This is a genomic window from Sedimenticola selenatireducens, assembly GCF_007625115.1.
Taxonomy (GTDB): Bacteria; Pseudomonadota; Gammaproteobacteria; order Chromatiales; family Chromatiaceae; genus Sedimenticola; species Sedimenticola selenatireducens_A.
Genome location: NZ_VMNH01000027.1, coordinates 45,740 through 68,793, shown reverse-complemented (window position 1 = coordinate 68,793; position 23,054 = coordinate 45,740). Strand labels below are relative to the sequence as shown.

General features: G+C 52.5%; 19 protein-coding genes and 1 other RNA gene. 7 read left to right on the top strand and 13 right to left on the bottom strand.

From position 1 onward, the window contains the following. Window positions 1–183: 183 nt before the first annotated feature. Both FHP88_RS17320 and FHP88_RS17315 read right to left on the bottom strand, forming a co-directional pair. Window positions 184–1,161, bottom strand: coding sequence for a hypothetical protein (locus FHP88_RS17320; RefSeq protein WP_144360361.1), 978 nt, complete (start codon window positions 1,159–1,161; stop codon window positions 184–186). A 72-nt stretch (window positions 1,162–1,233) separates the two neighbouring features. Then, a complete protein-coding gene (locus FHP88_RS17315; RefSeq protein WP_144360360.1) occupies window positions 1,234–8,526 on the bottom strand; it encodes a PKD domain-containing protein in 7,293 nt (2,430 codons plus the stop codon). Window positions 8,527–8,746: 220 nt separating this feature from the next. On the opposite strand from FHP88_RS17315, the gene FHP88_RS17310 reads away from it, so the two are divergent. Beyond that, a complete protein-coding gene (locus tag FHP88_RS17310) occupies window positions 8,747–9,217 on the top strand; it encodes a hypothetical protein (protein WP_144360359.1) in 471 nt (156 codons plus the stop codon). Here FHP88_RS17310 and FHP88_RS17305 read toward each other — a convergent pair whose 3' ends face one another. The 6 genes from FHP88_RS17305 to ffs all read right to left on the bottom strand — a co-directional run bounded on the left by FHP88_RS17305 (window position 9,218) and on the right by ffs (window position 12,820). Further along, entirely contained in the window at window positions 9,218–9,535 is a 318-nt protein-coding gene (locus FHP88_RS17305; RefSeq protein WP_144360358.1) for a hypothetical protein, read from the bottom strand. A gap of 20 nt (window positions 9,536–9,555) precedes the next feature. After that, window positions 9,556–9,900 carry a histidine triad nucleotide-binding protein gene (locus tag FHP88_RS17300; RefSeq protein WP_144360357.1) on the bottom strand — a complete coding sequence of 115 codons (345 nt, stop codon included), beginning with the start codon at window positions 9,898–9,900 and terminating at the stop codon, window positions 9,556–9,558. A gap of 39 nt (window positions 9,901–9,939) precedes the next feature. Then, entirely contained in the window at window positions 9,940–10,536 is a 597-nt protein-coding gene (gene recR, locus FHP88_RS17295; protein ID WP_144360356.1) for a recombination mediator RecR, read from the bottom strand. A 3-nt stretch (window positions 10,537–10,539) separates the two neighbouring features. Next, a complete protein-coding gene (locus FHP88_RS17290; RefSeq protein WP_144360355.1) occupies window positions 10,540–10,863 on the bottom strand; it encodes a YbaB/EbfC family nucleoid-associated protein in 324 nt (107 codons plus the stop codon). A 35-nt stretch (window positions 10,864–10,898) separates the two neighbouring features. Further along, window positions 10,899–12,575, bottom strand: coding sequence for a DNA polymerase III subunit gamma/tau (gene dnaX, locus FHP88_RS17285; RefSeq protein ID WP_144360354.1), 1,677 nt, complete (start codon window positions 12,573–12,575; stop codon window positions 10,899–10,901). Between the two features lie 148 nt (window positions 12,576–12,723). Next, an RNA gene (ffs, locus tag FHP88_RS17280) (signal recognition particle sRNA small type) lies at window positions 12,724–12,820 on the bottom strand. 134 nt (window positions 12,821–12,954) lie between these two features. Here ffs and FHP88_RS17275 point away from each other — a divergent pair. Further along, on the top strand, window positions 12,955–13,176 hold the full coding sequence (locus FHP88_RS17275) for a GDCCVxC domain-containing (seleno)protein (RefSeq protein WP_144360353.1): 222 nt from the start codon (window positions 12,955–12,957) through the stop codon (window positions 13,174–13,176). Here FHP88_RS17275 and FHP88_RS17270 read toward each other — a convergent pair. The 5 genes from FHP88_RS17270 to FHP88_RS17250 form a co-directional block, all read right to left on the bottom strand. After that, complete coding sequence (locus tag FHP88_RS17270) at window positions 13,173–13,472, bottom strand: hypothetical protein (RefSeq protein WP_144360352.1); 300 nt, start codon at window positions 13,470–13,472, stop codon at window positions 13,173–13,175. The genes FHP88_RS17275 and FHP88_RS17270 overlap by 4 nt on opposite strands. Window positions 13,473–13,502: 30 nt before the next feature. Then, on the bottom strand, window positions 13,503–13,751 hold the full coding sequence (gene thiS / locus FHP88_RS17265) for a sulfur carrier protein ThiS (protein ID WP_144360351.1): 249 nt from the start codon (window positions 13,749–13,751) through the stop codon (window positions 13,503–13,505). Between the two features lie 39 nt (window positions 13,752–13,790). Then, the gene (locus FHP88_RS17260; protein ID WP_144360350.1) at window positions 13,791–15,044 is read right to left on the bottom strand and encodes an NAD(P)/FAD-dependent oxidoreductase; all 1,254 of its coding nucleotides are present in this window, start codon (window positions 15,042–15,044) and stop codon (window positions 13,791–13,793) included. 77 nt (window positions 15,045–15,121) lie between these two features. Beyond that, window positions 15,122–16,972 (bottom strand): aldehyde ferredoxin oxidoreductase family protein, encoded by a 1,851-nt coding sequence (locus FHP88_RS17255; protein WP_144360349.1) that lies wholly within the window; start codon window positions 16,970–16,972, stop codon window positions 15,122–15,124. A gap of 15 nt (window positions 16,973–16,987) precedes the next feature. Beyond that, complete coding sequence (locus FHP88_RS17250) at window positions 16,988–17,467, bottom strand: 4Fe-4S dicluster domain-containing protein (RefSeq protein WP_144360348.1); 480 nt, start codon at window positions 17,465–17,467, stop codon at window positions 16,988–16,990. Between the two features lie 557 nt (window positions 17,468–18,024). Here FHP88_RS17250 and FHP88_RS17245 point away from each other — a divergent pair. The 5 genes from FHP88_RS17245 (at window position 18,025) to glp (ending at window position 22,956) form a co-directional block, all read left to right on the top strand. Continuing rightward, window positions 18,025–18,831 (top strand): substrate-binding domain-containing protein, encoded by an 807-nt coding sequence (locus FHP88_RS17245; protein ID WP_144360347.1) that lies wholly within the window; start codon window positions 18,025–18,027, stop codon window positions 18,829–18,831. Window positions 18,832–18,838: 7 nt separating this feature from the next. Beyond that, on the top strand, window positions 18,839–19,540 hold the full coding sequence (locus FHP88_RS17240; RefSeq protein WP_144360346.1) for an ABC transporter permease: 702 nt from the start codon (window positions 18,839–18,841) through the stop codon (window positions 19,538–19,540). Then, a complete protein-coding gene (ccmA, locus tag FHP88_RS17235) occupies window positions 19,537–20,265 on the top strand; it encodes a heme ABC exporter ATP-binding protein CcmA (RefSeq protein ID WP_144360345.1) in 729 nt (242 codons plus the stop codon). Before FHP88_RS17240 ends, ccmA begins: the two co-directional genes overlap by 4 nt. A gap of 116 nt (window positions 20,266–20,381) precedes the next feature. Further along, window positions 20,382–21,569 (top strand): putative sulfate/molybdate transporter, encoded by a 1,188-nt coding sequence (locus FHP88_RS17230; protein WP_144360344.1) that lies wholly within the window; start codon window positions 20,382–20,384, stop codon window positions 21,567–21,569. A gap of 121 nt (window positions 21,570–21,690) precedes the next feature. Then, complete coding sequence (gene glp / locus FHP88_RS17225; protein ID WP_144360343.1) at window positions 21,691–22,956, top strand: gephyrin-like molybdotransferase Glp; 1,266 nt, start codon at window positions 21,691–21,693, stop codon at window positions 22,954–22,956. Window positions 22,957–23,054 lie beyond the last annotated feature (98 nt).

Sequence of the window (23,054 nt, the reverse complement as noted above, 5' to 3'; positions counted from 1 at the left end):
GGCGGATATAGAGTGAGCACAAACCAGAATAACGACTACTCCCTACGTTATCGAAAGCACTCAGTCTAACCGTAGTTCAGGTTAGAAGTTTTATCCAGAACTTAATAGAGGAAAAATGAGAACAGTAAGGTATTTGATGGGTGAATCGCAACGCCTACATTAAAACTGCGGTGAGTGGATAGCTCACTCCTGCATGAGCATGGGAACAACCCGACCATGCACGGCCCGCCAAGCGGTTACACCGAGATAGATCAATCCGGCAATAGCGAGTGTGATGACAATCCATTCACCCGCATCAAGTAGTTCATATTTGCGGAATCGGTAAGTAGAGATCAGCTTCAGTTCACTGACTTCAAACATGGCAATAACCAGCTGAAAGAGGATATAGCCCTCAAGCGGCAGCACCACCCAGCCAAACAGTGGTATCAGCCATACCGTTGCCAGGCCAAAAACCAGGATAAGCAGAGGAACAAACAGATCCAGCCCCACAATCTCCACTAAGGCAAAGAGTGGCAAGGTGGCCAATACTGTCAGCAGTGTGTTCAACAGCGCCCTGGGCAGGGGTGAGGGTTTTGATGTCAAGCGTTTTGCCGTTCCTTTGGAGGCAAGCATCTGTTCCACCCGTTGCTTGACCTGTTCATAGTTCTGTTCGGTACAGTAGAGATGCAGCAGATCCCGCCACTGGTTCCTGATTACAATGGTCCTCTGTTTCGGGTGATAGCGTGCTTCGAAGGCGCCAGACCAGACCAGATCCACTCGCTCATTTGAGACAGCCAGCAGACCGGCACCGGCGGTACGGGGACTGCCAGCGATAGCACCTGCCACCACTGCGATACGCGCCAGTGTCCGTGCCCGTGTGTCGACACCTTCATAGCGTATCCCTTTATCAGAGAGCGTAAAGCGTGCCTTGAATCGGTTCCCAAACACCAGCAGCATAATCAGCAGACCGACCACAGCCACCCCGATCACCACCAGTGCAAAGATACCCCCCAGCATCGGCAGATCTGCTGTATCACCGGTGCCAATAAATACCGTACCCAGAATAAGCATGGCCACCAGATAGGTGGCACCCATGGCTTTTAACCAAGCGGCAACCACCAATGTATTGGTAATCAGTGGGAAGTTGATCTCCCAGGAGAGTTCCGGTTGCTGTTTTGACACCTTACACCTCACTTCTACGCAGGCTGATTGCCGCTACTTTTTTAAATTCTGCCCTATCCATGAAATCAAGTATCACTTCCTTGTGCCACTCCAGGAAGCGCTCTTATTCAAGGCAGCATCGCAATAACTCCACTGTCCCTTGAAGCTGTTCCCACTGAACGTCCAATGGATACGCCCCCAATAGTAGCGCTCATCTTTTTTAGTTTTACATTTGTGGGAAGAGTGATTCTCAATCCAGTACCCATCCAGAACACCCGATTTTATCGTGCCAGTCAGGGTACCGCCATCGACTGGGTAGGTGCCCCTGACCTGATCACCAGTCTGGGTAAACGTGATCGTCCCCTCGGTTGATTTCCAGGTTCCGCTGATCCCAATGGCAGTGTCTACCGCTCCACTATCACTTCCGGTAAGTTCATGATCTTTCGCTCCGCTCCAGGGTTTCGATTTGTCCGTTGGTGCGGCATCACAGTAGCTCCAAATCCCACTCATTTTCCCATCTTTAATCTCCATGTGGAGACGACCCCAGTGATAGCGACCATCCAGTGCAGTCTTGCAGCGCACTGAAGCACTCTTCTCACTCCAGTAGCCGTCAAATACACCGTCTTGATAGGTTCCCTTTATCTTTCCCCCATCAGCACTGTAACTGCCTTCGACCTGGTCACCGCGTTGTACCAGTGTCATAACCCCTTCCGTGGTTTTCCAGACACCGGACATTGGTGCCGATCTTTCAGCTTCAGTCAGACCGGCTAGCGGTAGCTCTTTTTGTTGTTGCTGCTGCTCTTCACGCAGCATCTTCTCGGCAAAGGCTATGCGGCTTTTTGCCTCTTTAGCGTGGGAAGGTGATAACTCTCGTTGCTGAGACTGCCGGGCATTCTCCAACATCTTCTGCCAATCCTTCTTTTTAAAACTCCAGGAATTGGTTTTATCCACTTGTTCGATAAACTTGTTATACCCCTGCAGTGCCTTATTGAATTCATCACTGACACGTCTCGATAGCGGGTTGACTATCTGGCCGGGCATCTCCGCATGCAGTTTCTCCATCTGCAATAACGCCTTGTGAGCGGACCAGACCTTGTCTGCGGCAATCAACTTGTCAAACTCAGCCGCCTTGGCTTCCACCGCAGGCCAGGCCTTGGCAAAGCGTTTCACTTGCGCCAGTTTTTCCTGTGCATCTTTATCCTCAGGATTCAGACGCACAGAGACCTCCAGATCCTGTATGCCTTTATCGAAGTCCCTTTCATAGGTAGCCGCCCAGCCATTCTGTTTTGCTTTATTGGCAATCTGTCTGGCTACTGGAGCCGCGAGTTTGGGTGCAAACTTCTCGGCTTCCCGCACGGCACGTTCTGCCGCCGGCATATTGCCGGATGCGGCCTGCTGAGCTGCCTCATCTAATTGTTTTTTGGCCTGATCTTCCGGCCGCTTATCCTCTGGTTTATCAGCAGGTTTTTCTGCATCTGGCTTTTTATCAGGTAATGGCCTGTCGGTCGGCTTGTTCCCCGACGGATCTTTTCCTGTGGGTGCAGGAGTCAGCTTGATTACCGTGAGTGAAACCTCTGCCTCACCCAGTTTCCGTCCATCCTTGTCCGATGCAATAACCGTTGCGCTGATGTCGCCCGGTTCACTGCGGGATACGGTCGGAGACTGGGATGCGGGATTGCTCAGACTGGTTCCCTCATTGACCGTCCAGTGCCAACGTATGACATCCGGTTTTGTGCCACCCTGTAGTTCCGCCTTCAGGGTGATACGTTCAAACACGGCACGTGAACCCCGTGGTATCGGTTTCAATCCGCCCTTGACTGGATCCCAGGTCATCGGTTGATTGGGCAATTGCACCATCCAAGCATTGACGCTGTAGGCGACGCCGGTATAGCTCGATTCGATTTCACCAATCTCGTCACCATAGACCGGCACACGTGCCAGGGCTTTGAGCTTGATGGGGTTGGTGTCCTTGACCGTAAAGCTAATGCGATTGCCGTTGGGGCCAATCTCCAGCCGATTGGATGAAGCAGGTTCAAACCAGCGATAGTCAATCAGGCTTTCAGGCACGGACGGTTTGGCATGCAACGTTGCCAACACCTGTTGGCCCACATAGGCTTGTCCGTTCTGCGGGTCAAAGGTGACGGTGAATGTTGGAGGAATAATCTGCACGGTCTCCTGATCACACTCACCGACGGTTTGATAACTCCCCTCTATCTCCTGCAACAGCTCACACCAGATCTTCACTTCACCCATGCGGTCATAGCTGACCGTGGTCTGGCCATTAAAGCTATCCGGCGGATTAAAGGTAAGCCCGGGTTCTGAGTGCCAGATCACTTTATATTCGGCCATAGGTGGGGGCAGCTCCTCCACCTCCTCATCCGGTGAGGGTACATAGGTATCACTCAGGATCTCTTTCGGTGCCGCACTGCTTGCGGCCATAGTGGCATGCACGGAAGTATCCACACAAAAAGGACTCTCCGGTGTCGCACACGGATCAACCTCGGGCGCCTGCAGGCCCTGATCAAACGCACTCAATTGTGCGGTGCTGCCATAAAACACCTTGCCCTTGAGCCCCTTTAGTTTGATTGCGTTCGGCGCTACCCGGACCGTCGCCACGCCCTCTCCACTGTTACCCTCGGCATCCGTCACCGTGACAGAGACGCTCCAGTCACCGGCCCATGAAGGTGTCATGGTTGCGGTTGCACCGGAGCCATTGGCACCTGACCAGGCGTATTGGTACGGTGGCTTCCCACCTGTAACCCCGGCAGAGAGGGTGACCGGTTTACCGACGGAAACCACCGCACTTGGCCCGGCCAGCTTCACCTTCAGGAACTCCAGCGGCTCCTTTTTGTCTTTTTCAATTTCAACCGATGCACACTGGCTGGTGTATTCAATACGCGGCACAATTGTTTGTGGGTAGGGAAATGGCAGGCCGTGTTTTTCCGCCAACTCATCAACCTTCTCAAACCAGGTTTTTGAAGCCGGAAAACCGGTGCTGGTCATGATGTGCAACTCCTGGGGGAGTTCCGTTTTGGCTCTACGGATACGCTTCTGCTCATCCGAGTGGGCTAACCGCAGGCTCTTTGGCAGGCAACTCTCCGCATAGACGTATGATTTTTTAGTGCACTCATCGACGATCGATGGATTGGATTCAGCACCGCTGGTGAAACAACGGTCATAGTAGGCCAAGCGTTGCTTTTCGACGGCATCCCGGAGGTCGTGATAGACCTTGTTATCCACCTTCTCCAATTCACGAATATAGGGTTCCCAGGCCAGCAACCACTGTTTGGTGATATCTCGCAACTGAGCCAGCTCACTACGGATAGATTGCATCCGCTTGTCCCACTCGGCCGTTCGATTGTTGCGCATTTCCTTATCTTTACGAGTCGCCTCCTCGGCAGCGATCAGACGTTTCCAGTCACGCTCCTGTAGAGAGGCATCAATTGTGGAGTCCAGCGCTTTTTTATCGGCCTCCTTCTCTAATCGCTCTTTTTTCTCTTGCTCCTGTTTCTTTTTGTCATCATCCTCAGGTTCAGCTTTTTCGGAGAGGGGTACGATCTTGGCATAGCCTTCAGCCAACACCTTGGCAACCTCCAGGTTGTTACTGTTGAGCAGTTCAACAATCAGTTCGCCAGCCCCATCAACCACGACGCTGACCTTCTCACCATAGCGGGAATCAAGTTGCAGTGGACCATTTGTTTTCCAGCGCCAGGTGTATTCGGTCGGCGGTGTTGCACTGCTCAGCCTGGCTGTGGCTACTGTTGCCTCACCCGACTTGGGGGTGTAGGGCTTAAGAGTGATATCAATCTTGAGCGATTTTAGCAGGCAGTTTTCCAGTGCAGCACCTGCCGTGCCAGTCAGGTATCCGGCCATCTCAAACTCACTCATCGCCTTTTGCAGACGGATGCCCACACTGCTTGCTGTACTCTTGTAGAGATCCCGCTCATCTGCAGCCAATGCATAGGGCATGGCCGCCATAAAGGTGATTACCGCATCCGCCAGTCTTTTGGCTTCCGCTTCCGGTTTAGAGAGCAGCTTATCGCTAAAGCTGTCTCGCACTTCCAGATAGCGACTGCGCGCCGATTCGTAGGCATCACCCCAGGCTGATTCATTGCTGGCAAGCTCTTTATAATAATCTTCCAGATTTTCGAGGAAAGAGATCTTATGGCGAATCCGGGCAAGAATGTTATAGGCATCCTGATGACAACTATTTTTCGGATCATAGCCGCCTTTTGAGCGGAACCCGAATGACTTGATCAATGCCGTTACTTTCTCCACAACAGACTTGTGACCGTTGTCAATCATCGATGCCAGTTTCGTAATGCGGGGTTTATCGAATTCCGGATATCCGGTTAAAAACCACTGGGAGGGTTGATAACCGTCCGTGATAATCGCCAGCCTGGCCTTGACCTGCCGCACCATCTTGGCAATCTGTTGATACTCTTGCAGATAGTGTTTGTAGATACGATAACGGGACAGCGGCAGTGTCTCATGCTCCATCGTATTCTTGATGATCTTTGTATAGGCCTCGGCACTGCGACGGGCATGCGGGACCAGCGAGTGGACGTTGAGCTCGTCCTGTAACTTGATCAATGCCTGCGTGGCCTTTTCAATCTCACCCTCATAATCATGGGCAACCCGTCGCTCCTCTTCCGCCCAGGCTTTCAATTGTGCCAGGGTCTGGTTGAGTGCCTGGGTGCGTATCTGATAGTACTCCCGGAACAGGAACAGCGCCGCCTTGCCGCCTTCACGATCAATCCGCAGTTTGGCATCAAACTCATCTTCCCAGATCTTGTCATTGAAAGTCGGAAACAGCACCTTCAGTGATTCGCGCAGCTGCTTGATTTTCGGGTATTGGGGAAAGACATACTTTTCCGCATAGTCCCGAATGGAGCCATTCAGGGTCGGTACTGACAACAACCCGTCCGCCCGTTCCGATTGATAAGGTACATTGCCTTTTGCAGTGAGCAGCTCCTCATAGCTGATCTCATGGTGCCCCTGCGCCCGGTCAAATAGGCCGACCAACACCATCGGTTGATCACCACCGCCTTCCCAGTTACCCGATTCGATCCAGGCCTGAATCAGATCCTGAGCCTGACTGGCATCATAGATACCGCCGGCAATCGGTGCCGAGGCCGCTATCAGGCTGGCCACCACGGCGGGAATCTGCCCACCCGGCACCACCCCCATCACACCGATGGTGACAAACAGTCCAGACTCCAGCGCCTTGGCCTTGTTGCCGGTAAACCCGGCCTCGATACCACTGAGGATGCCGTCGGCAAAATCACCTACGATAGGCAGTGCGGTAACCCAGGCATTGGCCAGTGCCAGGTTTTCATCGGCCGGTTTCATCGGCGGTGAGCTGTTCAGAATGGAGTAGGTTTTATACAGGCCATTGGCCACAGAGAAGACCACATCCATCGCGCCCAGATCACCCGCTTCGCCAAACTCGGTAGGCGTCAGGTCGAAGATATATTTACGTGCTTGTCGCTGCCACTGGTTCAGTGTGAGCGCCTGCCTGGAGAGATTCTTACCAAGCCGTTCGGCCATATCCGCCGCCTGATCCGGCAATAGCTTGATCCTAAGCCGGGTTTCCATTGGCAACTGCAGTTCAGCCTCCAGCCAGCCAAGTTTTTTCAATTCGTCTGCGGGGAGTTGCGACAACTCCGTGATCGTCTTGCGCACATCGTCATCAGCCACACTGATCAGGGCACTGCTGCGACTGCGTTTCCAGTCCTCAATCAGCTGATCAATCGATCCGGGCTTCTGATCGAGCTCAAGCATATTGACTGAACCGAGAAACAGCACTTCACTGCGTGCCTTCTGTAACTTCTTGGCTGCATCCGCGGGCAACTCCTGTCCCTTCAGCATCCGTGAACGCAGCTCATGATAGTCCGCGGGTGAGATCTCACCACTGTTGACCAGGGCACGAATCAGGCGCATGCCCACGGAGTCGATGGCGTTATCCGCGAAGATCTCCAGTTGCTGACGGATATAACGGATGGCCAGTTGACCGGCATCACTGCTACCGAACTCCTTCTCCAGTACACCCAGTATCTCGGCCGGCCCCTTCCCCGGCACCTGACTCAGAGCAGACAGGCCACTCGAGAGATCATTCAGATCAAACTGTACCAGCTGTTTACGAAACAAGGCTTCCAGCTCATCGGCCGATCCGGCGGCCTGTGCAAGCTTCACGGTCTCCATCTCTTGCACCAGATAGCCCACATCAATGACCAGCTGATTCTCGATCCACTGATGCATGGCGCGTTGCACGCCGTTTTCCACATCCAATTCCGAAAGACCATTCAAGGCCAGAATGGTGGAGGCCTGGTTTGGCTTTTCCGCAATGGCCTTGGCAACTAACAACGCCTTGTTTTCATCGTCGCCGATATGGATCAACAAGGCGGTACTGTCTACATCCTCCCAGATGCGCTGCACATATTTAGCAGTACCGGAGAGTCCACCCTCCTCACCATGTTTAAAAAACATTGCATAGTCGGTCGCCACCTTGGCAAACTTGGCCCGTCTACTGGTGGGCATCAGGGCGATCACCTGTTCCTGCAGCAACGCTGAAATTGCTTCAGGGCCACCAGGTTTGAGCACCCAGCCACCGGACTCGGAGACGATGCGTCGCACCTTTTCCGGGTCACCCAGGTAGTCAATATTAAAGAAACGCTGGCCCGCAGCACCGCGATACATATCCTTCGCCGAGGCGGCCACCTGTGCCTCCAGATTCTGTTGCAGGGTCTTGCTCAATGCCTGTTTAAACTGGTCGATGGCGTTGGCGTCACCCGCCTTCAGTGCTGCTCGTGCGCTGGAAACTGCGTCATTGAGATCCTTATAGGCGAAATTGGGCAGATCAGATGTAACAATTTCCAACGCATCACTGGTCAGGCTGGAAGGGATCTTCAGCCCCTTTCCTTTGGCTGCGGCCAGCAGTTGATCTCCTTCTGCAGCCGCCAGTATGGCAGCGGTCTTGTCATGAATCGCACGTTCTATATGGGCCCGTGCCTCACGGGTATTTCCACCAACATACAACACGTCTATATCGCGGGCGGGTTTGCATGAGCCACTGGCAAGAAAGACATCCGCCGGCTCACCCAGTGCTTCAGCCGCCTGCTGGGCCGACTCACCGACCAGTCGAATACGCAAATTCTGCACATCATCCTGTAGCTGCAGAGGAAGTTCTGCCATGTGCTTGCCATACCACTCAAGATCACGGGTGAGCAACAGCATCGTGCCCTCTGTTACAGGTTGTTCTGGATGACGCTTAAGCGAGTCGAGAAGATATTGCCCCAGTTCATCGGCCAAAACCGGTGTAGCACACAACAGCATCAATGACAGAAGCAGTGCTTCTGCCAGACGAGACTTCAACCAACGAAACATCTGAGACTCCCGGTACACAGGTTAATGCGAGTTTTCCTAAGCCAAGCATGTGATTTGAATGGGATCAATGGAATACATCAATCATCAATTTCAATGCTAGTATTAAGGTATTACTAAAGGGATGACAAGCATCAATTCAAAACGCTTTTTTTTGATCGCGTTATTAACTGATAAACCTATAAATTAAGCTGCCAATTATTGTGTAAATAGCGCGTTTTAGATGAAACAACATTTACCCAGAATTTTCCTCACACTGCTCGGACTGGTCTTAATGGCCTGGGGTATTGTGACGCCCATGGTGGGATTATTTGGGGAGACAACGGATGCATTGGTTACCCATGTGCGCAGACAATTGGGCGAAAGAAATGAAACCATCCCTGATCGTTATACCCATGTCATAAGTTATCGATTCACTTTACCTGACAAAGAGCCAGTCGAAGGATTTTCCTATGTACTGGGAACTTCGTTTTCCATAACGACACCCCACGCGCCTGGCCTAGTAAAGGTGCGCTACCTACCCGTGTTCCCACAGGTTAATACACTGGAATACCAAGCCTATCCCAACCTTGGGCACTTGATTGTCCTAGCGGTAGGTTACCTGCTGGCATTTGGTCTATGGCGTGAAAAAACGCCGAAAAAAAGACGCCGAGTCAGAACAGAGAAAAAAACGAACGGGCGAAATAAAGACTGATCAGGCGTACTCATCAACGCCAAGCAAACGACTCACTTGTTCACGCTCTTCAGCTTCATCGAGCGTGCGGTAGGCACGTATAGCCTGCCTGTTTCGACTACTGACGCCCTCATCTGCAATGGTTTGCTGTGCGTAGAGTCCCGCACGAGACTCGAGCGTACTACGGAGTTCACCGATTGGAATGACAACCTGGGGTGGCTGTGGAGGTATGGCACGACGAGCAGGGTCATCGCTCTGTGTCGCTGGCTGAACGGGCACCAACGATCGGGAGATCGACGGATCATAAAAGACACTGCTGATAGCGTTCATGCTACCCATGATGAGTCAGGGTCACGCGGTCAGCCAGGTGGCCAACCCATCCTGCGGCCGCCCATCAGATGCATATGAATATGGAATACCACCTGCCCTCCTTCACGATTGGTATTAATCAACGTGCGATAACCCGCATCGGCAATGCCTTCCTGTTGAGCAATCTTAGCAGCGGCCAATGACAACTTGCCGATCAGTCCGGCATCATCCGGCGTCAGGTCATTCAATGTACTGATATGACGTTTGGGGATGATCAGCACATGCACCGGGGCTTGCGGATTAATGTCTCGAAAAGCCAGTACATCATCATCTTGGTAGACCACATCGGCAGGGATGTCACCGGCTACCATCTTGCAAAACAGACACTCATCCATTCAATTCACCTGAATTCTTACTGAATTATTAATAATAGCTCAAAAATCCCGACGACCGGTGAACGCGTGTGACAGCGTGCCGCCATCGACATACTCCAGCTCACCACCGAGCGGGACACCATGTGCAATGCGAGTAACCCGGATAGCCCTGGCTCGCGCCATCTCGCCGATGTAATGCGCCGTGGCTTCACCTTCTACAGTGGGATTTGTCGCCAGGATCAGTTCACTGATATTGCCTTCCCTGAGGCGTTGATCAAACAAGTCCAGTCCAATTTCGCGGGGGCCAATACCATCCAAGGGAGAGAGATGCCCCCCCAACACAAAGTAGCGCCCGCGATAGTCGGTTGCCTGTTCAATGGCCACGACTTCGGCCGGTGTCTCCACTACACAGAGTTGGCTATCATCACGCTTTGAGCTGGCACAATAGTTACAGATATCGGCCTCACTGAGTGTGCGGCAACGACTGCAATGACCAATGCGCTCCATCGCTTCATCCAGAACATGTGAGAGCACCCGCCCCCCTTCTCTGTCACGCTCAAGCAGATAAAACGCCATGCGTTGTGCCGACTTGGCACCTACTCCGGGCAGACAGCGCAGGGCATCCATCAATTGTTCGAGCAGTGGGCGATCTGACATGAATTAAAACGGCAGCTTGAAACCGGGGGGAAGACCCATTCCGGAGGTGACATCACTCATACTATTCTGAGTCTTTTCGGCCACTTTATGAACCGCATCATTCATGGCGGCAGCGACAAGATCTTCCAGCATATCTTTGTCATCACCGATGAGTGAATCATCAATCTGTACCCGGCGCACTTCGTGCTTACCATTGAGGGTCACTTTAACCAGTCCACCACCCGACTCGCCTGTCACTTCCTCTTTGGCCAGTTGCTCTTGAGCCTTCTGAAGATCAGCCTGCATCTTCTGGGCCTGTTTCATGATGTTGCCTAAACCGCCTTTCATTTGGGTATTCCTCTTGCTTAAAAGGGTATTGTTATCTATTCATCAATCGGACGAACTGAACCCGGTATTATGCTCGCCCCCAGTTGAGCCTTGAGCGCCAATACCATGGGATCTTCCTGTATCGCATCTTCCGCCGCTTTTTGTCGGTCAGCGGTGGCCTGTGCTTGCAGCTTGGCAGGGGTTGCAACCTGCACGCTGTCTGGCACGATCTTCAACTTCAATTCTCGGCCTATATACGTTTCGAGCGCCTGTAGCAGGCGTTGTTCCGTGCTACCCACATGCATGTGCTGATGCGCCTGATCCAATTTCAGGCTAAGTGTTACCCCATCCCAGTAATCATAGACGCAGTTATTGGCCAGCTGTTTGGCAATACCCCCCAACGTCAGGGCATCCACGACCTGATGCCAATGCCGGAATTCTACGGGTTCACCCGGACTTGCCGGGGCATCAATGGGGCGTTTTAATGCGGGTTTCGGTTGATCAGCTACCGTTGTCGGGTGGGCTGTCGTTGTAGCCACAGGACGAGTCTCTGGCTTTACAGGTGCTACCGCAACTGATTCAGACTGTTTTTTTTTAACCGGCGTTGAAGGCGCGGCCTGATGTGAAGCGCCACTTGCCTCATCCACACTCTGTGGTCTGAACGCCAACATCCGTAGCAATACCATTTCAAAACCCGCCCGAGGGTCAGGTGCTAGGGAGAGATCCCGCTGGCCAATCAAGCCGATCTGATAAAAGAGCTGCACATCCTCTGGTAACAACTTCCCGGCCAGTGCTATCACTTGCTCCTGATCTCCGAGGCTATTATCCACCGCATCGGGTACGGCCTGCACCAGTGCAATCCGGTGGAGCAAGGAGAGCAGATCCTGCAGCACACCGGCAAAATCGGGCGCCATTTCTGCGAGGTCACTGACTAGAGTAACGACACGCTGGGCATCCATCTCGGCCAGGGCATCCAGCAGCTCATGGACGCGATCATGGGCAAGCGTACCCAGCATCGCCTGAACATCGCTCTCGATCACCTTGCCAGCACCAAAGGCAATAGCCTGATCCATCAGACTCAGGGCATCGCGCATACTGCCATCAGCCCCCTTGGCTAACAATGTCAGGGCGCGGACTTCATGCTGAATGCCTTCCCGATTCAGCAACTCCTGCAGGTAATCCTGTATCTGATCCAGCGGCAGTCGTTTCAAATTGAATTGAAGACAGCGCGATAACACAGTCACAGGCACTTTCTGTGGATCGGTTGTGGCGAGGAGGAATTTTACATGGGGGGGCGGTTCCTCCAGGGTCTTCAACAGGGCATTGAAGCTACTGTCGGAGAACATGTGGACCTCGTCAATCAGATAGACCTTGTAACGGCCTCTGACGGGTGCATAGGGTACGTTTTCAAGCAGTTCCCGGGTCTGATCAACCTTGGTACGTGAGGCGGCATCAACTTCCAACAGATCGACAAAGCGTCCCTCGTCGATCTCACGACAGATACTGCACTGACCGCAAGGTGTTGATCCCACGCCATGTTCACAGTTGAGGGATTTCGCAAAGATACGGGCCAGCGTAGTCTTGCCTACACCCCGTGTTCCGGTAAACAGATAGGCATGATGCAACCTGTCATTATCCAGGGCATTGCTCAAGGCACGGACCACATGGGCCTGACCTACCAGTTCACTGAATATCCGCGGACGCCACTTCCGGGCTAAGACCTGATATGACATGGATTCCTTAAGATCTCTGCTCGATTGAATTAATCTGAGCAGGAAGTGTACCTCAATGGCAGGCGGTATTCACACCTGGAAAAACGATTCTGCGACAATAGATCAGAGACCCACTGAAAACCGACAGTGATCCCAAAATGGAGGCGGCCCGCACCAGCCACACCCCGGCACACGAGTCCACTGCTGCGGCTGCTCCCTTCCAGGCCTGACCGGGTTAACAGTTTTTCGTTGCGAGGGGACCGATACGAGCCACCATAACTGTTTGACTCAACGCCCACGGGTGTCGAATCGAGGGTGGATTATCCGGGTCTGCCGAACAGGGGTCAACCTTGTCGTTATATTTCTTTGAATCGGCCGATTTCTGGCGCAAGATGAGGTTATGGCAAAAAACACTATCCAGCTTGAATCACGACTCACCTGTCCGACATGCGGCCATCAGAAAACCGAGTTGATGCCTACCGATGCCTGTCAGTGGTATTACGAATGTGAAGGGTGTCATCAACTGCTGCGACCACTGCCTGGAGACTGCTGCGTCTTCTGCTCCTACGGATCGGTCGTCTGCCCACCTAAACAGGCAGGGTCCGACTGCTGCGGCAGTTAACCGCCGCCCCGCTGAAAATAGCGATCGAACCGCTGCATAAACAGTCTCCGAGCCGCTTCATCAAGTCCATTGAACTGAAAATCCACGGATGTAACCGGCAGACTCAATGAGGCGATGCGCCGCTCCCCTGTCTCACCCAGTTCAATGACCACCGATCCCTGCGGATGAGTAATCGTAAACACCCGTCCCTCGACCTGATAAACCAGCGGTTCAACGGCCGAAGGGAGCGAACGAACAAAATCGTCCAGGGTTAGCCCCATATCACGACTCATCCTGGGCGGAATGGGCTGATTCAATCCGTACTACCCCACAGATACTCGCTAATATCAGCCACCCGCCACTGCGGGCCAGACGGCCAATTCATCGCCTTCGAGGAGCGGAGTATCCCGTTCACTCGGTGGAATAAACACACCATTGATCAGCACCAGATGGACCTCTGCCTCCGGTACACCCTGCTGTTGCAGTAACTGGGCCGGTGTCACGCCCTCCACCACGTCCAGTTTGATCTGGTGATTCTCAGCATTTGCTGGCAGATACTGCCCCAAGGAGGCGTAAAGTTTGAAGTTTATTTTCATAGTATCCTGCTATGACCGCACACAAGATGGTAATCAATCTTAGCTATTAAGATGAGTCGCACCGAGGTAAGCCTCCATAACCCGAGTCGGGTCTTGCATCAAGATCGACTTCCACTTACCCAGCGATACCCGGCTCTGAATAAGACCGCGCAGTACCCCTACATGTTCCGTCATCCCCAGTGTGATAGCCCCTACCAGACGATCCGCTTCAAACTGCAATTTGATATACCGATAGGCAGATTCGTCTAACAGATGGGTCTCATCACCCCCGCCCACGCCCATCCACTGGCCATAGGAGACAGAGATCAGTCCGAGGGTATCCAGAACATTCATCGCCATACTACCGGGATAGGCCGTAACCTTGCCGACCATGTTGAGTGCGGCGATACGTCCTGTTTCAGCCGCAACTGGCTGAATGGCATGCACAGCCTGTTCACCGGTACCCCAGTCAACTCCTTCACAGACATCACCCGCCGCATAGATACCCGGCACGGATGACTCAAGGAACTCATTAACCACCACACCTTGCGCTAAATTGAGACCACTCTGTTGCAGAAAACCGGTCGCCGGTTTCACACCTGCAGCAACCACAACCAAATCCGCCTCTATGGGATCAACGGGGTCACAGTTCAGCAGGAAACGGGTTGTCCCACTGCTATTAGCCTCAACACCCAGCACACGGGTTGATGTATGCACCGTCACACCCTTATCGATACACCACTGCTTGATCAGATTACCTGACACCTGATCCATCATACGGGGAACCATGCGATCACCCATCTCTACGACAGTCAGCTTCACACCACGTGCAACGAGCGCCTCCATAATGATACAGCCAATAAAACCAGCCCCCATAAGGACTACGCTCGATCTTGGCTCGGCGTACTTGATGATGTTCCTGGCATCTTCCAAGGTCCAGCAGTGGTGTACGCCAGGCTGATCCAGCCCTGAAATAGGCGGTTTTACTGGATTGGATCCGGTGGCCACGAGAAGGCGATCGAAACTGATGGAATCAGCGCCTTCAAGAGAGAGCTGTTTTGCCATAGCATCCAAGCCTGTCACTCGATTCTGAATTTGCTGAACACCCAGTTTTTCCAGATGCGCTGCATCATGCCGCAGGTAGGTACCCTGCTCCTCAATTTTGTTTGATAGCAGGTAGGGTATGGCCATTCTGGAATAGGCGGGTTCGGGTTCACCGCCAATTAGAATCACTTCTCCCTGTGGATCCTCTACGCGCAGCGTCTCAACAGCGGTCACACCTGCTGGTCCTGCACCAATGACGACATATCGCATTTGATGAAACTCCTTGCCTTGAAATGATAAAGGAGAGCAGCGGCAACTGCTCTCCTCGTTTTCAGCCCAGGGCCATTTTATGAGAGGCCGAGGTTCTGTAGCGTGTCAGGTGTGGGTACACCATCAACACTCCAACCACGTAACTCATAATACTCGGGCAACATCTTATCCAGCCCACTGACCTTACCTTTGGCAGGTCCTGTGGCTGCAGCCTCCGTCAGCAGACGCTTCGGCAGCGTGTCATCTTTCGCGGTGAAACCAGCCGCCAGATTGAATTGACGCTCCATGTTCCAGATACGCTCACCCATATGGGCCAGACGTTCGAGGGTCCACTCGCCATCACAGGCCGCATCGATCTGAGGATAGAAATCCTCTAACGTCCAGGCAAAGGTGGTGAATACACAAAGCCCACTGGAATCAACCGCCGCCGTGGCATCCTGGAACGCCTTGACCAGTCCAGCTTTACCTTCTGTAACCAAGGGATCAGTCTTCTCAGGAATACCGAGAATTTCCGAGGCCACAGTATAGCTGCGAAGATGGCAGGCACCGCGGTTACTGGTGGCGTAAGTTAGACCCATCCCCTGAATACCGCGCGGGTCATAGGCCGGAAACTCTTGCCCCTTCACACTCATAGAGAGATCGGGATGCCCATACTTCTCGCAGAGTCGTTTTGAACCGAGACCAAGAATCTTGCCAAAACCTTCACCTTTACCGACCAACTCTGCCATGCTGGTCAACGCCTCAGCAGAACCGAAGTTGAGTTTCACGCCACCGGTATCTTCATCCGTAATAACCCCCATCTCATAGAGCTCCATGGCTGCCGCCATGGTGGCACCAAAGGTGATCGGATCAAAACCCTGTTCATTACAGATAAAGTTGGCGAAAGTGAGTGCATCCAGGTCATTCACACCACAATCTGCACCCAGTGACCAAGCATTCTCATACTCCAGTCCACCCGATGCACCCCAGTATTCTGGACGATTCTTGACGGTGTAGTGATCTTTATCCACCCGGGCAACTCGGCCACAGGCGATCGTGCAACCAAAACAGGCCTGGTTGGTCACCAGGTTTGCCTTCCCTTCGCTGCCACGAGGCTCGTGCATCGCTTCGCCGGAGATGTCTGAGGCCCCATCAAACTGCACGGATTTCGCATTGTGGGTAGGCAGCGCGCCAACCTCATTCACCACATTCATTAACACCTGGGTGCCATAGGTTGGCAGACCCTGTCCTGTAACGGGGTTTTCAGCCAAGATCTGCTTCTTCTCACCGACCGTTTGCATAAAACGCACAGGGTCTTTTACCGAGACACCCTTAGTACCGCGCACGGCTACGGCCTTGAGATTCTTTGAACCCATAACCGTTCCGACACCGGAACGCCCCGCAGCCCGATGCAGATCATTCACAATACAGGCGTACATCACGCCCTCTTCTCCAGATCGCCCAATGGCAGAGATCTTCAATTGCGGGTCCTGATGCTTGGCATGCAGGTATTTATCCGCATCCCAAACGCTCTTGCCCCAGATTTCATCTGCCGAGATCAATTCCGCTTTGTCATCTTGTATATAGAGGTAGACCGGTTTCGGTGCTTTTCCCTCAAAAATGATCATGTCCCATCCAGCGAACTTCAACTCAGCGCCAAAATAGCCACCTGAATTGGAACAGGCAATCGCACCGGTTAATGCACCTTTGGTAATCACTGAATAGCGCGCCCCGGTCGAGGCCGGTGTGCCGGTCAAAGGCCCGGTTGCAAAGATCAGTTTATTATCCGGCGATAAGGGATCCACTTTAGGATCGACCTCCTCCACCAGATACTTGGAACCCAAACCACGTTGCCCGAGATAATCAGCCGCCCACTCCATATTCAGTGGCTCAGCGGTGCAGGTGCCATTGGTCAAATTCACACGCAGTATTTTCTTCTGCCAGCCCATGTCATCTACCCCCTTTTATGCCTGTGCGGCGGATTGGTTATCGGTACGTGCTGCCCAGCTACGCATCTTGTCGTAACCGGTTCCTTCAGCATCGATATAGGTGATCGCCTGAGTCGGACAAGCCTTTGCGCAAGCAGGATCACCACCACACAGATCGCACTTGGTTACCTTACCTGTAGCGGTGTTGTAGTTGATGGTTCCGAAGGGGCAGGCAATGGTGCAGACCTTACAGCCTACACAGAGTCCGTCATTCACCATCTTAGCGCCGGTGGCAACATCCAGCGTGATTGCCTCTGTAGGACAAGCACTCTTGCACCAGGCCTCGGCACACTGGGTACAGGTATAGGGAACAAAACGTCCTTCAGTATGAAATGAAAAAACTTTTATGCGGGATTTGGCGGGATTGAAATTACCTTCATGCTCATAGGAGCAGGCCATTTCACATTGTAGACAGCCTGTGCATTTATCCGGCGAGATATAGAGTGACCTCTGCATCGTTGCCTCCTCTGTAATGTTTTAAGTGCGTGACGCTTTGGGTGAAGAATTGAACGGGTTAATCAAGCCAATCGATAGAGTGGACAATGAAACGTCAGAAGTTCAGACAGATCCGTCCTCGCTTATTTAAAGACCATGACAATTCTCTTATTGTTTTTCTGGTTATCTATTTTGTTACGAATGCAGCCCTCCTATTGGCTCAGTTCCATTTCAGTTCTTTTTGTTGTCATCAAAGAATATAGAAGAAAGCCAGGCAAATGGCGAGCCTTGAAGCTTACATAACTCACTTATTTTGTTATGTTTTTTTAAACATAACGCTTATATAAACCTACACCCGTTAGGCGTTTGGACATTTTGGGGTAGTTGCATTTCAGCACTGAGTCAATCTGTCGCACGTTGTGGGTTGAATTCGTTATGTGCTATAAAGCATAGCGTGACAGATCTGTTTAACCGTGCGCATGGTTACAACTGATACCAATATTTAGACACACTCATAGTGACGCCTAGAACCCGTTTATTGTGAATTGACAGCAACATAACTTTAAGGATTGCAACTCATGTTGAAAACTGCACGACGACTCTTCGCTTTACTGCTCATCTGCGCATTGGCCGGCACGGCTCAAGCCGCACCTCTGAAGATGGCCACCACGACTAGCACCCAGAATTCAGGTCTGCTGGACCTGTTGTTACCTGCCTTTCAAAAAGATACCGGCATTGAAGTTCAGGTGATTGCCGTCGGTACAGGTAAGGCATTAAAGATGGGGCGTGATGGCGATGTCGATGTCGTGATGGTCCATGCCGTTGCAGCCGAAGAGAAGTTTGTTGCTGAAGGTTTCGGAACCGATCGGGTACAGTTCATGTATAACGATTTCGTTCTCGTTGGCCCAAAAAATGACCCTGCTGGCATTAAAAGTGAACAAACAGTTACTGGCGCCATGGATAAAATTCTTCAGATGCAGGCTAAATTCGTTTCGCGTGGCGATGACTCGGGCACCCACAAAAAAGAGAAATCGCTGTGGAAAGCCGCCAACCTGACACCGGCTGGTAGCTGGTATATTGAAGCTGGACAAGGTATGGGCAAAGTGCTGCAGATGGCCAGTGAATTGAACGGCTACTCACTGACTGACCGTGGCACCTGGCTGGCCTATAAGGGAAAGGTCGATCTTGCGCTGCTGAATGCGGGCGACGAGAAACTGAGCAACCCGTATGGCATCATCGCGGTCAGCAAGGCGAAACATCCTGATACCAATTACACGGCGGCCAAGCAGATGATTGACTGGATCAGCGGACAACCCGCTCAGCAACTGATCAAGAACTATCGACTGCATGGTGAGCCCCTGTTCATCCCTCTGCTGTTGAAATAAGGCACAAATGGAATCACTGAGCGCTGCAAGTTACCAGGCGCTCTATCTCCTGTTCACAGGTGATAGCGCGCTCTGGACCATCATCGGTATCTCTTTCAGCGTCTCAGTGCGCGCCCTGATCTATGCCGCACCTTTTGCCATATTGACGGCCTTTATACTGGCCTATTTTACCTTTCCAGGCCGGCGGCTACTGGTATCCATATTTAATACCGCCCTCTCCATTCCCGCTGTGGTCGTTGGGCTAACGCTCTATATCCTGCTCTCCAAGGCGGGGCCGCTGGGTTCATGGCGCCTGTTGTTCACTCAGGACGCCATGATATTGGGGCAGATTGGCCTCTGCTTTCCCTTGCTGGTAGCCATGGCTCACTCTGCACTACAGGCCTCTGATCGCCGCGCCTGGGAGACCGCCCTGACCCTTGGCGCAAGTCCCTTCCGTGCACTGATGACCATCCTGCATGAGACACGCTTCGGTCTGATCGGCGCACTGGTCGCCAGCTTTGGTCGCATCATCGCCGAAGTCGGCAGCTCCATGATGTTGGGTGGCAATATCCTGAACTACACGCGCAACATCCCCACTGCTATAGCACTGGAAACCAGCAAGGGAAGCTTTGCCGAAGGCATTGCGCTGGGTATGGTACTGCTGTTTATGGCACTTTTCCTGAATATCCTGCTCGGACAGGTGCAGGGAAAAGGTGAAGTGACACAATGAGCATGGATACAAATACACCGTGGTTGAAGTTACATGATCTCACCTTTAATCGGGGTGATCGCACCATTCTGAATAATCTTTCACTCGAGTTTCGGGCCGGGGAATTGGTCCTGATGACTGGCCAGAACGGTTCAGGGAAGACCACACTGCTGCGTATCCTGGCTGGATTAATGAAACCCCGACGGGTGGAATTTGAGATCGCCGGCAAACGACTCAACTGGCGTCAAAGCTACCGCTATTTGCGTGAACAGATCTGTTATCTGCACCAGCACCCTTACCTGTTTGACTGCTCGGTATATGACAACATCGCCTATGGTCTGAAACGCAAAAAGCTGAGTCGACAGGCGATTGGGGCCAAAGTTGCTGAGGCGCTGGAGCTTATCTCACTGGAACACCTGGCGAATAGGAACTGCCAGGAACTGTCTGGGGGAGAGAAACAGCGGGTAGCGATTGCACGGGCCTGGGCCATCGCCCCACGGCTGATGCTGTTGGACGAACCGGTATCGAATCTGGACAAACGCTCGAGAGCGATTTGCTACGACCTGATCAATCAGCTCCAGCAACAGCAGATCGGCGTGGTCTATACCAGCCATGAACCTCAGACCGGGAAGCTCAATTTAAATCGCCATATCCATCTGTATGAGGGTGAGTTGAGTACCAAATCGCTGGAGACTGAATGCCCACTAACCGCCATTGAGCTGAAGAAGGGAAACGTCGGCAAGTAGTTTTCAGGGTGTCTATTTCGGGCCATCGGTGGTTGGCTGATAGCCCACACATCACAGCAATCAATTGATAATTTCCAGCCAACCAAACAAACGACAGCAATCAGGAAGTAAAGCGGATGCAGATTGGTTCCTACCGGTTCGACCGGGTTGAGTTCGCCGGCTCACTGGGTGATCTGGGGACGCTTATACCGCTGGCCATTGGACTGGTCACTCTCAACGGCCTGAGCTTCAGCGCTGTATTTCTGTGGGTGGGTCTGTTTTATCTGGTTACCGGTTTTTATTACAAACTGCCTATCCCGGTCCAACCGCTCAAACTGGTCTCGGCGATCGCCATCGCATTCCCAGAAAAGATATCGTTGGCCGTGATATCAGCCACTGGTCTTCTTTTTGGCGGCGCATTGATTATTCTGGCCTTTACCGGTCTGATTGACCAGCTAGCCAGACTCTTCACCAAACCGATTGTGCGCGGCATCCAGCTCGGACTCGGTCTCATCCTCATGATCAAGGGCATCGAATTCATCAATCGACCCGAGCTACTGCTAAATAACAGCGATATCACCGCCTCTCTGGGCGGTCTGCCAATCAATACGCTGCTCGGTCTGGTGGCATTGGTTCTTGTCCTCAGCCTGATTTCCAGTCGGCGATTCCCTGCTGCTCTGGTGATCGTTACGATCGGCATAATTGTGGCGATACCATTCGGTTCCCTGGACGGGTTAGATTGGCGCTTCGGCCCCTCCCCCATAGAATTAGTTACACCAGAAGCGGATGATTTTTTCACTGCTCTCTTTCTGCTGGTCATTCCCCAATTACCACTCACCATGGGTAATGCCATCATCGGCACCACCGATACGGCAAAGAATCTGTTTGGAACGGGTGAGGCAACAGCGCGGGTATCAAACCGCCACTTATCTTTTGGCATGGGTCTGGCAAACCTGTTCGCCGGCTTAATGGCCGCCATGCCTGTCTGTCATGGTGCCGGTGGTCTGGCAGCCCATTATCGATTCGGCGCCCGAACGGGTGGCTCGAATATTATGATTGGCCTGCTCTTCATTCTGATTGCCCTTGGCTTTGGTGGTATCGGGATCATTCTGCTGTCCGCCATTCCAAACGCGGTTCTGGGTGTGTTACTGCTCTTCGCAGGATTGGAATTGGCACTGTTGATTCGGGATATAACGGAGCGGCGGGATCTGTTCATCGCCTTTCTGATCGCCGGCATCGGCCTTGCCACAAGCAATATGAGCATCGCGTTTGTCTCTGGCATCATTGTCTCCCAGTTTTTGCATTGGCGAGACATTGACATTTGACCTTAAATCAGACGTTTAATAATTGACCCCGAATGAATTGGTTTTCACCTATATAATCCGGTAACTTATCCCTTATTCCTGCGATTATCCCTTTTTCACAGACAAGACCATGGACATCACCATGACCGATAGCAACAAATCAAACGATTGCTGTATGGATGCGACGGATAGCTCCATATCAGCCAGCGATGCAGTTAAAATGATTGCAAATCAGGTAAGCCCCGTCACCGGCATTGAGGCCGCCCCATTGCGCAGTGCGCTGGGACGCATCCTGGCGCAATCCATTCACTCACCGATTAATGTACCGGCCTATCGCAACTCCGCGATGGATGGCTATGCCGTGTTCGGCAAAGATATTCCAACTAAAGGATCGTCTGCTTTAAAAGTCGTCGGTAGTGCCTTTGCCGGCAAACCCTACGCAGGTCAATTAAACCGGGGTGAATGCATACGCATTATGACCGGCGCCAAGATGCCCGATGAGGCCGACACGGTCATCATGCAGGAGTGGGTCGATCGTCAGGGTGATGATGCCCACATTGATAACCGCACCAAGCACGGTGCCAACGTGCGACAGGCAGGAGAGGATATCCAGGCTGACTCAATCATTCTTCAGGCCGGTGATGAGATCGGCCCCGCCCAGCTTGGCCTACTCGCCTCACTGGGTATTCCAGAGGTGCAGGTCAGACGCCGACTGCGTGTCGCCTTCTTCTCCAGTGGTGATGAGATCCGCAGTATCGGCCAGCCACTGGAAGAGGGACAGATCTACGACAGCAATCGTTATACCCTGTTTGGCATGTTGACCGAACTGGGTACGGATGTGATCGACATGGGGGTCATTCCAGACGAGGCGGAGGCAATCCAGGCCGCCATGCTGGAGGCTTCAAAGGAGGCTGATCTGGTCCTGACCTCCGGTGGTATCTCCGTCGGTGAGGCTGACTTCATAGCCGAGGGCATTCATAAACTGGGCAAAATTCACTTTTCAAAAGTAGCCATCAAACCCGGCCGGCCACTCACCTTTGCCAACCTCGGTGATGCCCGCTTCTTTGGGCTACCTGGAAACCCGGTCGCGGTCATGATCACCTTTTTACAGTTTGTTAGACCCGCCATTCAACTTATGCAGGGAAAACAGAGCAGACTGACTCCAACGCTGAAAGTCAAAGCGGGAACGGCGTTTAGAAAACTGCCGGGAAGAACGGAGTTTCAACGGGGTATTCTGGAACTGGATGAACAGGGCGTATTAATTGTTAAAACCTCGGGCCGACAGGGATCAGGGGTACTCAGCTCCATGAGTAACGGTAACTGCTTTATTCTGTTACCCGACGAAGCCGAACATGTTCGGCTTGGTGATCTGGTTGAAGTACAGCCGTTTGATCTGCTGCGGCACTGAGATACTGGGGTCGGAGTCAAACCAACCGTACATGGGTGTTTTTTATCAAAGAAATCTCAGATTGGTTTGACTCCGCTCCCTGCAATTCCCAACCTTGG

Coding starts and splice junctions, on each gene's coding strand:
- dnaX (WP_144360354.1), bottom strand. CDS start 12,575: ATGTCATATCAGGTCTTAGCCCGGAAGTGGCGTCCGCGGATATTCAGT.
- recR (WP_144360356.1), bottom strand. CDS start 10,536: ATGTCAGATCGCCCACTGCTCGAACAATTGATGGATGCCCTGCGCTGT.
- glp (WP_144360343.1), top strand. CDS start 21,691: ATGACCGATAGCAACAAATCAAACGATTGCTGTATGGATGCGACGGAT.
- FHP88_RS17230 (WP_144360344.1), top strand. CDS start 20,382: ATGCAGATTGGTTCCTACCGGTTCGACCGGGTTGAGTTCGCCGGCTCA.
- FHP88_RS17255 (WP_144360349.1), bottom strand. CDS start 16,972: ATGGGCTGGCAGAAGAAAATACTGCGTGTGAATTTGACCAATGGCACC.
- FHP88_RS17315 (WP_144360360.1), bottom strand. CDS start 8,526: ATGTTTCGTTGGTTGAAGTCTCGTCTGGCAGAAGCACTGCTTCTGTCA.
- FHP88_RS17275 (WP_144360353.1), top strand. CDS start 12,955: ATGGCAAAAAACACTATCCAGCTTGAATCACGACTCACCTGTCCGACA.
- FHP88_RS17245 (WP_144360347.1), top strand. CDS start 18,025: ATGTTGAAAACTGCACGACGACTCTTCGCTTTACTGCTCATCTGCGCA.
- FHP88_RS17305 (WP_144360358.1), bottom strand. CDS start 9,535: ATGGGTAGCATGAACGCTATCAGCAGTGTCTTTTATGATCCGTCGATC.
- FHP88_RS17290 (WP_144360355.1), bottom strand. CDS start 10,863: ATGAAAGGCGGTTTAGGCAACATCATGAAACAGGCCCAGAAGATGCAG.
- FHP88_RS17310 (WP_144360359.1), top strand. CDS start 8,747: ATGAAACAACATTTACCCAGAATTTTCCTCACACTGCTCGGACTGGTC.
- FHP88_RS17260 (WP_144360350.1), bottom strand. CDS start 15,044: ATGCGATATGTCGTCATTGGTGCAGGACCAGCAGGTGTGACCGCTGTT.
- FHP88_RS17240 (WP_144360346.1), top strand. CDS start 18,839: ATGGAATCACTGAGCGCTGCAAGTTACCAGGCGCTCTATCTCCTGTTC.
- thiS (WP_144360351.1), bottom strand. CDS start 13,751: ATGAAAATAAACTTCAAACTTTACGCCTCCTTGGGGCAGTATCTGCCA.
- FHP88_RS17300 (WP_144360357.1), bottom strand. CDS start 9,900: ATGGATGAGTGTCTGTTTTGCAAGATGGTAGCCGGTGACATCCCTGCC.
- FHP88_RS17250 (WP_144360348.1), bottom strand. CDS start 17,467: ATGCAGAGGTCACTCTATATCTCGCCGGATAAATGCACAGGCTGTCTA.
- ccmA (WP_144360345.1), top strand. CDS start 19,537: ATGAGCATGGATACAAATACACCGTGGTTGAAGTTACATGATCTCACC.